Source organism: Pseudomonas sp. PSE14 (assembly GCF_029203285.1).
GTDB lineage: Bacteria > Pseudomonadota > Gammaproteobacteria > Pseudomonadales > Pseudomonadaceae > Pseudomonas.
The window spans coordinates 5,556,605-5,569,668 of record NZ_CP115669.1 but is presented as its reverse complement, the minus strand read 5'-3'; the positions used below and the strand labels follow the sequence as shown (position 1 = coordinate 5,569,668).

Here is a 13,064-nt window from a genome sequence, read left to right as displayed (position 1 = left end):
ACTCCATGGATGATTCTTCGAAGATAAAGTCGCCGTCCGGTGATGATGGCCTGGCGCTGGAAGCCCAGGCCCGGGCGCTGGCCAGCGAGCAGAGCGCGCTACTGGAGGGCAGCCCGCTGCAGGCGCGTTACAACCAGGCATTGGGCGAGTACGTGGAGCAGAAGGCCGAGCAGGCCCAGGCGCTGGAGCAGCGCCTGGAAACCCTGGTGGAGCGTCAGCAGGCTCAGTTGCAGCAGAGCCTGTCGGTGCGCCCCGGCTGGCTGGCCATGCCTTCCGCCCGCGCAGCCTGGCAGCAGAACAATGAGCGTTGCCAGGCTCGCCTGCTGGATTTGCAGAGCCGATTGGAGCGTGTGCAGGACCTGCACCATGGCATGGGGCTGTACACCCCGCACCTGGAGGAGCTGGCAGCTCGCCGATTGCGTGCCGAGCAGCCTGAGCTGGCCGAGCAGTGGAGCCTGCAGCGCCAGGCCGAGCGGGAGCTGACGGAGTCGCAGCGGCGCACTCATACCAATGAAATTGGGCGCTCGCGCACGTCCTCGCCCTGAATCCCCTATTCCACTTCGTTCACGGAGCGAACCCATGAAACACAACAATGCCGTCGGCCCGCAGGTTCGCGGGGGCGCGCGCAGTGGCGGCAGTGGCTGGCAGGCCTTGCTGGCAATCCTTTTCCTGCTGGCGGGGCTGGCGACGGCCACGCAGTACTTCGCCTACCTGTATGGCGAGCACCCGGCGCTGGGCGGCAACCTGGGCGGTGTCTACGCGCCCTGGATGATCCTTGTTTGGGCTGCAAAATGGGCGGATCAGTACCAGGACGCGCTGCTGCGGGCCGGCTCGCTCGGCGTGTTGGTCACGGCCGCCGGAATGATGGCGCTGGTGATCGTCCGCCTGATCCAGCGCAATACCGCCTCCGCCAATGCGTTCCTCCACGGCTCGGCGCGCTGGGGCGAGCGCAAGGACATCGAGAACGCCGGACTGCTGGCCGACGAGGGCGTCTATGTCGGCGCCTGGCTGGACAAGCGCAACAAGCTTCACTACCTGCGCCACAACGGTCCGGAGCACATCCTGACCTTTGCCCCGACGCGCAGCGGCAAGGGGGTCGGCCTGGTGATCCCGACCTTGCTGTCGTGGAAGCACAGCGCGGTGATCACCGACCTCAAAGGCGAACTCTGGGCCCTGACTGCCGGCTGGCGACAGCAGCACGCCGGCAACCGGGTGCTGCGCTTCGAGCCGGCCACCGCGCAGGGCTGCGTGGGCTGGAACCCTCTGGAAGAAATCCGCCTGGGCACCGAGTTTGAAGTCGGCGACGTGCAGAACCTCGCGACCCTGATCGTCGATCCGGATGGCAAGGGCCTCAACGATCACTGGCAGAAGACCTCCCAGGCCATGCTGGTCGGCTGCATCCTGCACCTGTGCTATCGCTCGCTGGACGAGGGCGGCGTGGCCAGCCTGCCGGCGCTGGATGCCATGCTGGCCGACCCTTCGCGGCCGATCGCCGAGCTCTGGCAGGAGATGACCCACTACGGCCACCTCAACGGCGAGAACCACCCGCTGGTGGGCTCCGCCGCGCGGGACATGCTCGACCGCCCAGCGGAGGAGGCCGGCTCGGTGCTGTCCACCGCCAAGTCCTACCTGTCGCTGTTCCGCGACCCGATCGTGGCGCGCAACGTCAGCCGCTCGGAGTTCAAGATCCGCGACCTGATGAACCATGACGACCCGCTGAGCCTGTTCATCATCACCCAGCCCAACGACAAGGCGCGCCTGCGCCCGCTGGTCCGGATACTGGTGAACATGATCGTGCGTCTGCTGGCGGACAAGATGGACTTCGAGAACGGCCGGCCCAAGGCGCACTACAAGCACCGGCTGCTGATGATGCTCGACGAGTTCCCCAGCCTCGGCAAGCTGGACATCATGCAAGAGTCGCTGGCCTTCGTCGCCGGCTACGGCATCAAGTGCTACCTGATCGTCCAGGACCTGTCGCAACTGCAGGAGTTCTACGGGCAGAACGAGAGCATCACCTCCAACTGCCACATCCAGAACGCCTATCCACCGAACCGGGTGGAGACGGCGGAGCACCTGTCCAAGCTCACCGGCCAGACCACCATCGTCAAGGAGCAGATCACCACCAGTGGCAGGCGTTCCAGCGCACTGCTCGGCCAGGTGTCGCGCACTCTCCAGGAAGTCCAGCGTCCGCTGCTGACCACCGACGAGGCGCTGCGCATGCCCGGTCCGCGCAAGGACAGCCAGGGCAACATCCAGGAGGCGGGCGACATGGTGGTGTATTGCGCCGGTTATCCCGCCTTCTACGGCAAGCAGCCGCTGTACTTCCAGGACCCGGTGTTCCTGGCGCGGGCCAAGGTGCCGGCGCCGCGTGAAAGCGATCGCACCATCGACCTGCGTGGGGCGGCGTCGCACGCATGAAACGACCGCTGAGTCTGGCCGCGGCGCTGGCCATCCTGGCCTTCTGCGCCTTGCCGCTGGTGCTGCTGGCCGGGGCCCGGATCAACACCACCAGCAGCTTTCCACCGGGCATCTACTGGGTGGTTGAGAAGGTGCCCGAAAAGGGCGACCTGGTACTGTTCTGCCCGCCGCAGCAGGAGATATTCCGACTGGCCCACGAGCGCGGGTACCTGAGCAGCGGGACATGCCCGGGCGGTTACATGCGCCTGCTCAAGCGCCTGGTCGCGGTATCCGGGGACGAGGTGCTCATCGCCCCGGAGGGCGTCAGCGTCAACGGCGAGCTGCAGCGGCGTAGCCAGCCGTTGCAGCGCGACCCGGCTGGTCGGAGCATGCCGCATCCGCAAGCGCAGCACTTCCGGTTGGGAAGCGGAGAGGTGCTGATGCTCTCCGATTACAGCCGGCTGTCCTTCGACGGCCGTTACTTTGGTGCGGTGCCGCAGACGCAGCTGGGCGAGGTGGTCAGGCCCTGGCTGGTCTGGAACCGGTCGCGCGACTAGCCCGGTCGTCGGTCCGGCGTCTGCCGCCGGCCGAGCATTTTGGGTACCATGGTGATTTTTCCACGAAGGTTGCCCCATGGAGTTCGTGCTCTACCTGGTGCTAGGCGCCTGTGCCGGTGTGCTGGCCGGCCTTTTCGGGGTCGGCGGCGGGCTGATCATCGTTCCGGTGCTGGTGTACAGCTTCAGCGCCCACGGTTTCTCGGCCGATGTACTGACGCAGATGGCGGTCGGCACGTCGCTGGCGACCATCATCTTCACCTCGACCAACTCGGTCCTCGAGCATCACCGCCGTGGCGCGGTGCGCTGGCGGCTATTCCTCTGGATGACCGTGGGTATCCTGGTGGGCAGTGCCTTGGGCGCGCTCACCGCCTCGAAGATCCAGGGGCACGTGCTGCAGAAGATCATCGGGGTCTTCGCCATCCTGGTGTCGATCCAGATGGCGCTGGGCCTGCAGCCCAAGGGCGGCGGCGAGCTGCCTGGGCGCGTCGGCCTGGGCGTCGCCGGTGGGGTGATCGGTTGGGCCTCGGCGATCTTCGGCATCGGCGGCGGCTCGCTGACCGTGCCTTTCCTGTCCTGGCGTGGCGTCTCCATGCAACAGGCGGTTGCGACTTCGTCCGCCTGCGGACTGCCGATTGCCATCGCCGGTGCGATATCGTTCATCGTCGTCGGCTGGCACAACGCCAAGCTGCCGGAAATGAGCGTCGGTTTCGTCTACCTGCCGGCGCTGGTGGGCATTGCCCTGGCCAGCATGTTCTTCGCGCGCATCGGGGCGCGGCTGGCGCACCGCCTGCCGGCGAAAGTCCTGAAGCGCCTGTTCGCCCTGCTGCTGTTCAGCGTGGGGCTGAGTTTCCTGATCTGATTCCTGCTAGGAGAAGCGGATGCTGCCTTATCCACAGATCGACCCGGTTGCCGTCGCGCTCGGGCCGCTGAAAATCCACTGGTACGGCCTGATGTACCTGATCGGCATCGGTGGTGCATGGCTGCTGGCGTCGCGCAAGCTCCACCAGTTCGACCCGACCTGGACCAAGGAGAAGCTCTCCGACCTGGTGTTTTGGGTGGCGTGCGGCGTGGTCCTGGGGGGACGCCTGGGCTACGTGCTGTTCTACAACCTGGACGAGTACATCGCCAATCCGACGCTGATCTTCGAGGTGTGGAAGGGCGGCATGTCGTTCCACGGCGGGCTGATCGGCGTGATGCTGGCGACCTGGTGGTTCGGCAAGCGCAACAACAAGAGCTTCTTCCAGCTGATGGACCTGATCGCGCCGCTGGTGCCGATCGGCCTGGGTGCCGGACGTATCGGCAACTTCATCAACGGCGAGCTGTGGGGCAAGGTGACCGACGTGCCGTGGGCGATGGTCTTCCCCACCGGCGGCCCGGAGCCGCGCCATCCGTCGCAGCTGTACCAGTTCGCCCTGGAAGGCGTGGCGCTGTTCGTCATCCTCTGGCTGTTCACCCGCAAGCCGCGCCCGACCGCCTCGGTCTCCGGCCTGTTCGTGCTGTGCTACGGCATCTTCCGCTTCATCGTCGAGTTCGTCCGCGTGCCGGACGCCCAGCTGGGCTACCTGGCCTGGGGCTGGCTGACCATGGGCCAGGTTCTGTGCGTGCCGATGGTCCTCGGTGGCATCGCGCTGATGGTCTGGGCCTACCGCCGTGCACCGGCGCAGCCGGCGGCGAACTGAGCTTCGCCTGAATGAAAAAGCCGCCCTCGGGCGGCTTTTTGCTTTTCGTAGGGCGTATGACGCTCCGCGTGATACGCCGATTGGCCTGGGTTTCAGCGCGCTCCGAGATCGGCCCCGGAGCCGCGACAGGGGCCTGTGTATCGGCGTACAACCGCGAACGGTTGTACGCCCTACGGCAACCCGCGCGCCTCGTCGCGCAGCCGGGGCGGCCTCACTTCTGTTCGCTCTGCGGCGTGACGCGGAGCACTTCCTCGATGGTGGTCAGCCCGGCGGCGACCTTCTGCGCGCCGGACAGGCGCAGGCTGCGCATGCCTTCCTTGAAGGCCTGGCGGCGCAGCGGGATCAGGTCGGTATCCGCGCTGATCTGCTCCTTCACGGTTTCGCTCAGCAGCATGATCTCGTAGACCCCGGCGCGGCCGCGGTAGCCGGTGTCGCGGCACTCCAGGCAGCCGACGGCGCGATGGGCGTTGGTCGGCAGCGGGGCGTTCCACGGCCGGGTCAGTTCCTGCCAGTCCGCCTCGTTCAGCTCCATCGGCTCCTTGCAGTGCGGGCAGAGGGTGCGCACCAGACGCTGGGCCATGACCCCGAGCACGGTGGCGCGGATCAGGTAGTAGGGCACGCCCAGTTCGAGCAGACGGGTGATGGCGGTGGGCGAGTCGTTGGTGTGCAGGGTGGAGAGCACCAGGTGGCCGGTGAGCGCCGCCTGGATCGCCATCTCGGCGGTCTCCAGGTCGCGGATCTCGCCGACCATGATGATGTCCGGGTCCTGGCGCAGCAGGGCGCGCACGCCGCTGGCGAAGGTCAGCTCGATGTTGTGCTGCACCTGCATCTGGTTGAACGAGGGCTCGATCATCTCGATCGGGTCCTCGATGGTGCAGACGTTCACCTCGTCGGTGGCCAGTTGCTTGAGCGTGGTGTAGAGCGTGGTGGTCTTGCCCGAGCCGGTCGGGCCGGTGACCAGGATGATGCCGTTGGGCTGGCTGGTCATGCTCTGCCAGCGGCGCAGGTCGTCCGGCGAGAAGCCGAGCTGGTCGAAGGTCTTGAGCAGCACCTCGGGGTCGAAGATACGCATCACCATCTTCTCGCCGAAGGCCGTGGGCAGCGTCGACAGGCGCAGCTCCACCTCGGCGCCGTCCGGGGTCTTGGTCTTCACCCGGCCGTCCTGCGGCTTGCGCTTCTCGGCGACGTTCATGCGGCCCAGGGATTTCAGGCGGCTGACCACCGCCATGGTGACCTGTGGCGGGAACTGGTAGACGTTGTGCAGCACGCCGTCGATGCGGAAGCGCACCGTGCCCTGTTCACGGCGCGGCTCGATGTGGATATCGCTGGCGCGCTGCTGGAAGGCGTACTGGAACAGCCAGTCGACGATGGTGACGATGTGCGCGTCGTTGGCATCGGGTTCCTGGTCCGCCGCGCCCAGGTTGAGCAACTGCTCGAAGTTGCCCACGCCGCTGATCTTCTGGTCCTTGGCGGTCGCCCCGCTGACCGATTTGGCCAGCCGGTAGAACTCCACGGTGAAGCGCTGGATGTCGGTGGGGCTGGCGACCACGCGCTTGATCGGGCGCTTGAGCACGTGGATGAGGTTGCTTTCCCAGGCCTGCACGAAGGGCTGCGCGCTGGCGATGGTGACTTCGTCCGGCGCCACGGCCACCGCGAGGATCTGGTGGCGCTGGGCGAAGGCGTAGGACATCAGCGGGGTGACTGCGGCGACGTCGATCTTCAGCGGGTCGATGCGCAGGTAGGGTTGTCCGCTGTAGTCCGCCAGCCAGTGCACCAGGGCGTCGAGGTCGAGCTTGCGCCCGCAGCGCTGGCGATCCTCGATCTGCTGCGCGGCGAGGAACTCCAGCGGGTGCTGCTGGTTGTTCACCGCGCTGCGGCGGATCGCCAGGCACTGCTCGGCGTCATCCTGGGCCACGCGGCCCTGGCTCACCAGTTCGCGCAGGATGTCGCCCAGATCGAGCAAACGGTCCTGGGCGGATGGGGCATAGGCGGACATCGGAACTCCTGTTGGTCGTGGTGAGAGCTACGGGCCGGGCACGCAGCTCGTCTGAAGCTTATTTCAAAAGCGCCTTCCACGGCTTGAGGGTCAGCACAGTATGGGCCTGGGCCGCCAGGGCATCCAGGCGACCCTCGGCGTCCGGGCCGGCCAGCAGCTCTTCCAGCTTGGCCAGCTCGCCGTACAGGCGGTCGGTTTCCGGTAGCTCCAGCACGCCGCGCGCCGGGCGCAGCCAGACCAGCATGCGCTGCAGGCGCGGCAGTTGGTCGGCGAGCACCTCGGGCAGTTGCTGGGCGCGTTGCAGCGGCATGGCCTGGGCCTCTTCGGCGAGCATGCGCAGCAGCCACTTGCCGACCGCCGCGCCGCCCAGGCGATTGGCGCGCTCGTTACGCCCGGCAGTCCAGGCCTTGGCCAACAGCCAGCTGGAGGTGCTCAGGGAGAACTGGCCCCAGCGGGTGTTGGCCAGTTCCTCGCGGAAGGCCTCCGGCATCTGCTGGCGCACGCTTTCGTCATCGCGACCCTGCTCGATGCGCGGCAGCCAGTCGGCGATCAGCGCGTCGAGGGCGGCGCGCAGCTCACGGGTGGTGGCGCGGGGCACGGCCTGACCGAGGCTGCCGAGCAGCGCACGCAGGTCCATCAGCTGGCGCAGCCAGTCTTCCAGCAGGCGCCAATGGCCGTTGAAGCGGTATTGCTCGGCCAGGCGCTGGCTGCTGCCCAGCAGCGCCCAGGCGAGCGCGGCGAAGGCGCCGTCGAGCGGGGTTTCCGCCAGCAGCTTCTGGGTGTCGGGCTGGATGCTGTAGCTGGCCGGGTCGAACAGCCGGTAGCCGCGCTCGGCCTTGCTGATGTCGCAGGGCATCAGCGGCAGGTCGGCGGCCAGCTCCAGCGCCAGTTCCAGCAGCGCGGCGGGCTCGCCCTGGCGCAGTTCCAGCTCCAGCTCGCAGATTTCCTCTTCCTGCTTGCCGGCGACCACCTTGCCCAGGTCCAGCGCGGCCTCGATGACCACCTTGGTCTTGCCGCGACCCCAGGCGATCTCGGCGCGTTGGCGGGTGAAGTCGGTGCTGAAGATCGGCTTGAGCTGCTTCTTGTCCAGGTCGGCCAGGGCAGCAGGCCAGCACTGGTCGTCGAGTTTCTTCAGGTCGAGCTTGTTCTTCTCCAGATACCAGTCCCACTCGTTGCGCTCGGACAGTCCGGCAACGCTCTGGCCGCGGGTCTTCAGGGTCTGGATGAACTGCTCGCCGTCGCGGCGCATGCGCAGGGCGACGCGGGCGCGGGCCAGCTCGCGGGTTGGCGTGTCGTAGTACTGGTTGAACAGCTCGCGGGGTTCCCAGCCGGACTTGTTGCGCTTCTTCAGTGCCGGGTGATCGCGCAGGGCGTCGAGGGTTTCGCGGCTGGCGCGCAATTTGATTTCGGTTTCTTTCTGCATGGCGATGTCCGGGTCAGGGCGGTTGCGTCCGTCTGGCGAAAAGCCTGAGGACGGGCGCGGAAAAGACGTCAAAGGTGTGCAGTTTACAGGGAGTTCGGTGTGCCTGCCGGGCGGCGCGAGGTTTTACCGCAGGCCGGCATGGTCCATAGTGGGAACAAAGCCTTTGGAGACCACCATGTCGTTGCCGCCCCTGAAACAACGCTTTGCCGAGCTGATCGCGCTGCCGTCGGTGAGCTGCACCCAGGCCGCGCTGGACCAGTCGAACCGGCCGGTGGTCGAGCGGCTGGCCGGCTGGCTCGACGAGCTGGGGTTCGCCTGCGAGCTGCAGGAAGTCTCGCCGGGCAAGTTCAACCTGATTGCCGTGCTGGGCAGCGGCCCCGGCGGGCTGGTGCTGGCTGGGCATACCGACACCGTGCCCTATGACGAAGCCTTGTGGAGCAGCGACCCGCTGCGCCTGGACGAGCGCGATGGGCGCTGGTTCGGCCTGGGCGCCTGCGACATGAAGGGTTTCTTCGCCCTGGCCATCGAAGCCGTTCTGCCCCTGCTGGACCACACCCGGAAACAGCCGCTCAAGCAACCGCTGATCCTGCTCGCCACTTGCGATGAGGAAAGCTCCATGGCCGGCGCCCGCGCGCTGGCGGCCGCCGGACAGCCGCTGGGACGGGCCGCGGTGATTGGCGAGCCGACCGGTCTCAAGCCGATCCGCCTGCACAAGGGCGTGATGATGGAACGCATCGACATCGTCGGACAGAGTGGCCATTCCTCCGACCCGAGCCTGGGCCACAGCGCGCTGGAGGCCATGCACGCCGCCATCGGCGAACTGCTGGTGCTGCGCGGCGAGTGGCAGCGCGAGTTCGCCAACCCGCAGTTCAGCGTGCCGCAGCCGACGCTCAACCTCGGCTGCATCCACGGCGGCGACAACCCCAACCGCATCTGCGGTCAATGCGCCCTGGAGTTCGACCTGCGCCCGCTGCCCGGCATGCAGCCCGAAGCCCTGCGCCAGGCCATTCGCGAGCGCCTGCGGCCGGTTGCCGAGCGCCATGCGGTGCAGCTCGACTACCGCCCGCTGTTCCCGGCCGTGCCGCCTTTCGAGGAGGCCGCCGACAGCGAGCTGGTGCGTATCGCCGAAAGTCTCACCGGACATTCGGCGGAAGCGGTAGCCTTCGGCACCGAAGCACCGTATCTTCAGCAGCTCGGCTGCCAGACCCTGGTGCTCGGCCCCGGCGACATCGCCTGCGCCCACCAGCCGGACGAGCACCTTGCCCTGGAACGTATCGAGCCAACCGTGGAATTGCTGCGCGGCCTGATCCGTCACTATTGTTTGTGAAACTTGCCTGTAGAGCGCCCGGATAACGGGCCCAACGTACCCAAGAGGAGAAACCTGTCGATGTACATGCGACGACGATAACCGCGCCGCCCTGGCCGGACCCCGGCCGCACTCGACAGCTTTCCGCCCACCCGCACGACAGGCTTTTCAAGCAATGCACGACTACGTCAACTGGCTGCGCCACGCTTCGCCCTACATCAACTCGCACCGGGACTGCACCTTCGTGGTGATGCTCCCCGGTGAAGGCGTCGAAGACCCCAACTTCGGCAATATCGTCCATGACCTGGTGCTGCTGCACAGCCTGGGCGTGCGCCTGGTACTGGTGCACGGCTCGCGCCCGCAGATCGAGGCACGCCTGGCTTCCCATGGACTGGCACCGCGCTTCCACCGTGGCCTGCGGGTCACCGACGCGCCGACCCTGGGCTGCGTGATCGACGCGGTGGGCAGCCTGCGCATCGCCATCGAAGCGCGCCTGTCCATGGACATGGCCGCCTCGCCCATGCAGGGCTCGCGCATGCGCGTGACCTCCGGCAACTTCGTCACTGCGCGTCCCATCGGTGTGGTCGATGGCATCGACTACCACCACACCGGCGAAGTCCGCCGGATCGACCGCAAGGGCATCAACCGCCAGCTCGACGAACGCAGCATCGTGCTGCTTTCGCCCCTGGGCTACTCGCCCACCGGGGAAATCTTCAACCTCGCCTGCGAGGACGTGGCCATGCGCGCGGCCATCGACCTCGGCGCGGACAAGCTGATCCTCTACGGAGCCGAACGTGGCCTGATGGACGACGCCGGCAAGCTGGTGCGCGAACTGCGCCCGCAGCAGGTGCCGGCGCATCTGGAGCGACTCGGTGCGAGCTACCAGGGCGAGCTGCTCGATGCCGCCGCCCAGGCTTGCCGGGCCGGCGTGCGGCGCAGCCACATCGTCAGTTACACCGAGGATGGTTCGCTGCTGTCCGAGCTGTTCACCCGCACCGGCAACGGCACCCTGGTGGCCCAGGAGCAATTCGAGCAGTTGCGCGAGGCGGGCATCGAGGATGTCGGCGGCCTGCTTGAGCTGATCCGCCCGCTGGAAGAACAAGGCATCCTGGTGCGCCGCTCCCGCGAAGTGCTGGAGCGCGAGATCGAGCAGTTCAGCATCGTCGAGCGCGAAGGGCTGATCATCGCCTGCGCGGCGCTCTACCCGATCGCCGATTCCGACGCCGGCGAGTTGGCGTGCCTGGCGGTGAATCCGGAATACCGCCACGGCGGACGCGGCGACGACCTGCTCGAGCGCATCGAGCAGCGCGCGCGCAACCTGGGCCTGAAAACCCTCTACGTACTCACCACCCGCACCGCTCACTGGTTCCGCGAGCGCGGCTTCCAGCCCAGCAGCGTTGAGCGCCTGCCGGCGGCGCGCGCTTCGCTGTACAACTACCAGCGCAATTCGCAGGTCTTCGAGAAGAGCCTGTAAGGCGCTTTTCGTAGGGCGCTGTGGCGCGGAAATGAAAAAGAGGCCCGAGGGCCTCTTTTTCGTTCTGCGCGGCTGTGCACTCAGATCAGACGCTGAGCAGCCCCAGGATGCTCGCCTGGTAGGCGGCGACGAAGGTGTCGAAGTCGCCCTCGGGTTGCGCTTCCAGTTCCGCCTGTTCCTGCAACGACTGGCTGGCCATATCCTCGAAGCGTGCCTGCTCCTCGGCGGACAGCGGCTGCGCGCGCAGGGTCGCGGCGTGCTGGCAGCTGTAGCGCAGGGCGAAGGCTTCGAAGCTCTCGCCGCGTTCGCGCATTTCCGCCAGCACCTTCGCCGAGGGCGTCAGGCAGGCGTCGGCAACCTTGGCGCGCTGTTCGGCCAGGCTCTGCGCGTGCAGGCTGCCACCGCGGGCGCGGTCGAGCAGTTCGATGATCGGCGCGATGGCGTCGAGCAGACCGTTCGCCCACTCCTTCATCTCCACCTGCTGGCCGCCGCGCTCCAGTTTCAGGCCGGGGCGACGGCCTTCCTTGACCACCTTGAGGAAGTTGCTGGTGGCCGCGCCGCACTCGCAGCCGCCCAGCGGCGGGCTGTCGGAGAGGGCACAGAAAAGCAGGAAGGCGTCGAGGAAGCGCGCTTCGGCGAGGTCGATGCCCAGCGGCAGGAAGGGGTTGATGTCCAGGCAGCGTGCCTCGACGTACTGCACGCCACGGGCCATCAGCGCCTGGATCGGGCGTTCGCCGGTGTAGGTGACGCGTTTGGGGCGGATGCTCGAGTAGTACTCGTTCTCGATCTGCAGGATGTTGGTGTTGAGTTGCACCCACTCGCCGTTGACCTTGGTGCCGACCTTCTCGTACGGCGCATAGGGCGTGCTGACCGCGCGGCGCAGGCTGTCGATGTAGCTGTCCAGATCGTTGTAGCAGGGCGTCAGGCCCGCCTGGGCGTTGTTCTGGTAGCCCAGGTCGCTCATGCGCAGGCTGGTGGCGTAGGGCAGGTACAGGGTGTGCTCGTCGAAGGACTCCAGGCCGTGCGGGCGGCCGCGCAGGAAGCCGGCGTCCAAGGCCGGGGAGGCGCCGAACAGGTACATCAGCAGCCAGCTGTAGCGGCGGAAGTTGCGGATCATCGCGATGTAGCGGTGCGACTGGTAGTCACGCACGCTCTTCTCGCTGCCTTCTTCCTCGTGCAGCAGTTCCCACAGCCCTTCGGGCAGGGAGAAGTTGTAGTGGATGCCGGCGATGCACTGCATGGTCTTGCCGTAACGCAGGGCCAGACCCTTGCGGTAGACGTACTTCAGGCGGCCGATGTGGGAGCTGCCGTAGCGGGCGATCGGGATGGTCTCTTCATCCGGCAGCTCGCAGGGCATCGACGGGCTCCACAGGTATTCGCCGTCGAGCTTCTGGTAGGCGAAGCGGTGGATTTCGCCCAGATCGTCCAGGGTCTGTTCGACGCTGCTGGCGGTCGGTGTGATGAACTCCAGCAGCGACTCGGAGTAGTCGGTGGTGATCTGCGGGTTGGTCAGGGCCGAGCCCAGGGCGCGCGGATGCGGGGTCAGCGCCAGCTTGCCGTGCTCGTCGACGCGCAGGCATTCGCGCTCGATACCGTGCAGGCACTGGGTGAGCAGGGACAGGTTGTCAGCATCGCCGAGCAGAGCCAGGCGGCGGGAGAGTTGGTCGCTCAAGTTGGAAGTCCTTCACACGGCAGTCGCCCCACTATGGGGGTGGACTGGGCGGTCTACAAGGGGAGAACACAACCGGCGTTGTCGCCTGGCTTGTACAGACGCAGCGCCGGCGCCCGTGATTCCGGGCTCCGGCGTCCAGCATAGGTCAGATGTCGCGGTGCCAGTTACAGCTGGGCGAAGGTGCCTTGTCCCTTGGCGACCAGCTTGTCGCCCTGGTGGATGTCGGCCTCGACCACCAGCGAGCGCCGCCCGGCGTGCAGGACCTTGGCCACACAGCGCACCTCGCCTTCGGCGACCGCACGGATGTAGTTGATCTTGCATTCCAGGGTGACGCTCGGCCGGTCGAACCCATGGGCGCTGGAGCAGGCCAGGCCCATGGTCATGTCCATCAGCGTGAAGAGTGCGCCGCCGTGCATGACGTTGCCGCGATTGCGCAGGTGCTCGGCCATCGGCAGCAGCACCTCGGCTTCGCCGTCGGCGACGCGCACCGGCTGCACGCCGATGGTTTCGCTGAAGCGGCTGATCATCAGCTCGCGGGCGGGCATCTCGCTCATGGACCT

The 13,064-nt window shown here is 67.0% G+C and carries 11 protein-coding genes; 7 read left to right on the top strand and 4 right to left on the bottom strand.

Going from position 1 to position 13,064, the window contains the following annotated elements; all coding sequences use genetic code 11:
* Positions 1-5 precede the first annotated feature (5 nt).
* The 5 genes from O6P39_RS25445 (at position 6) to lgt (ending at position 4,633) form a co-directional block, all read left to right on the top strand.
* Positions 6-545 (top strand): IncP plasmid survival protein KfrC family protein, encoded by a 540-nt coding sequence (locus O6P39_RS25445; RefSeq protein WP_275609134.1) that lies wholly within the window; start codon positions 6-8, stop codon positions 543-545.
* 34 nt (positions 546-579) lie between these two features.
* Complete coding sequence (locus O6P39_RS25440; protein ID WP_275609133.1) at positions 580-2,418, top strand: type IV secretory system conjugative DNA transfer family protein; 1,839 nt, start codon at positions 580-582, stop codon at positions 2,416-2,418.
* Positions 2,415-2,954 (top strand): conjugative transfer signal peptidase TraF, encoded by a 540-nt coding sequence (gene traF, locus O6P39_RS25435; protein WP_275609132.1) that lies wholly within the window; start codon positions 2,415-2,417, stop codon positions 2,952-2,954. Before O6P39_RS25440 ends, traF begins: the two co-directional genes overlap by 4 nt.
* A 76-nt stretch (positions 2,955-3,030) precedes the next feature.
* Complete coding sequence (locus O6P39_RS25430; RefSeq protein ID WP_275609131.1) at positions 3,031-3,813, top strand: sulfite exporter TauE/SafE family protein; 783 nt, start codon at positions 3,031-3,033, stop codon at positions 3,811-3,813.
* A 19-nt stretch (positions 3,814-3,832) separates the two neighbouring features.
* Complete coding sequence (gene lgt / locus O6P39_RS25425) at positions 3,833-4,633, top strand: prolipoprotein diacylglyceryl transferase (RefSeq protein ID WP_275609130.1); 801 nt, start codon at positions 3,833-3,835, stop codon at positions 4,631-4,633.
* A 211-nt stretch (positions 4,634-4,844) separates the two neighbouring features.
* On the opposite strand, the gene O6P39_RS25420 is transcribed toward lgt, so the two are convergent.
* Complete coding sequence (locus O6P39_RS25420; RefSeq protein WP_275609129.1) at positions 4,845-6,629, bottom strand: GspE/PulE family protein; 1,785 nt, start codon at positions 6,627-6,629, stop codon at positions 4,845-4,847.
* 58 nt (positions 6,630-6,687) lie between these two features.
* Positions 6,688-8,052: an inorganic triphosphatase gene (locus O6P39_RS25415; RefSeq protein WP_275609128.1), complete on the bottom strand. Its 1,365-nt coding sequence runs from the start codon at positions 8,050-8,052 to the stop codon at positions 6,688-6,690.
* A 175-nt stretch (positions 8,053-8,227) separates the two neighbouring features.
* On the opposite strand from O6P39_RS25415, the gene argE reads away from it, so the two are divergent.
* Entirely contained in the window at positions 8,228-9,379 is a 1,152-nt protein-coding gene (argE, locus tag O6P39_RS25410) for an acetylornithine deacetylase (RefSeq protein ID WP_275609127.1), read from the top strand.
* 154 nt (positions 9,380-9,533) lie between these two features.
* Complete coding sequence (gene argA / locus O6P39_RS25405) at positions 9,534-10,832, top strand: amino-acid N-acetyltransferase (protein ID WP_275609126.1); 1,299 nt, start codon at positions 9,534-9,536, stop codon at positions 10,830-10,832.
* Positions 10,833-10,917: 85 nt separating this feature from the next.
* Here the strand turns inward: argA and gshA are convergent, their stop codons facing one another.
* Both gshA and O6P39_RS25395 read right to left on the bottom strand, forming a co-directional pair.
* The gene (gshA, locus tag O6P39_RS25400) at positions 10,918-12,504 is read right to left on the bottom strand and encodes a glutamate--cysteine ligase (protein WP_275609125.1); all 1,587 of its coding nucleotides are present in this window, start codon (positions 12,502-12,504) and stop codon (positions 10,918-10,920) included.
* A 164-nt stretch (positions 12,505-12,668) separates the two neighbouring features.
* On the bottom strand, positions 12,669-13,058 hold the full coding sequence (locus O6P39_RS25395; RefSeq protein WP_275609124.1) for a PaaI family thioesterase: 390 nt from the start codon (positions 13,056-13,058) through the stop codon (positions 12,669-12,671).
* Positions 13,059-13,064: the final 6 nt, after the last annotated feature.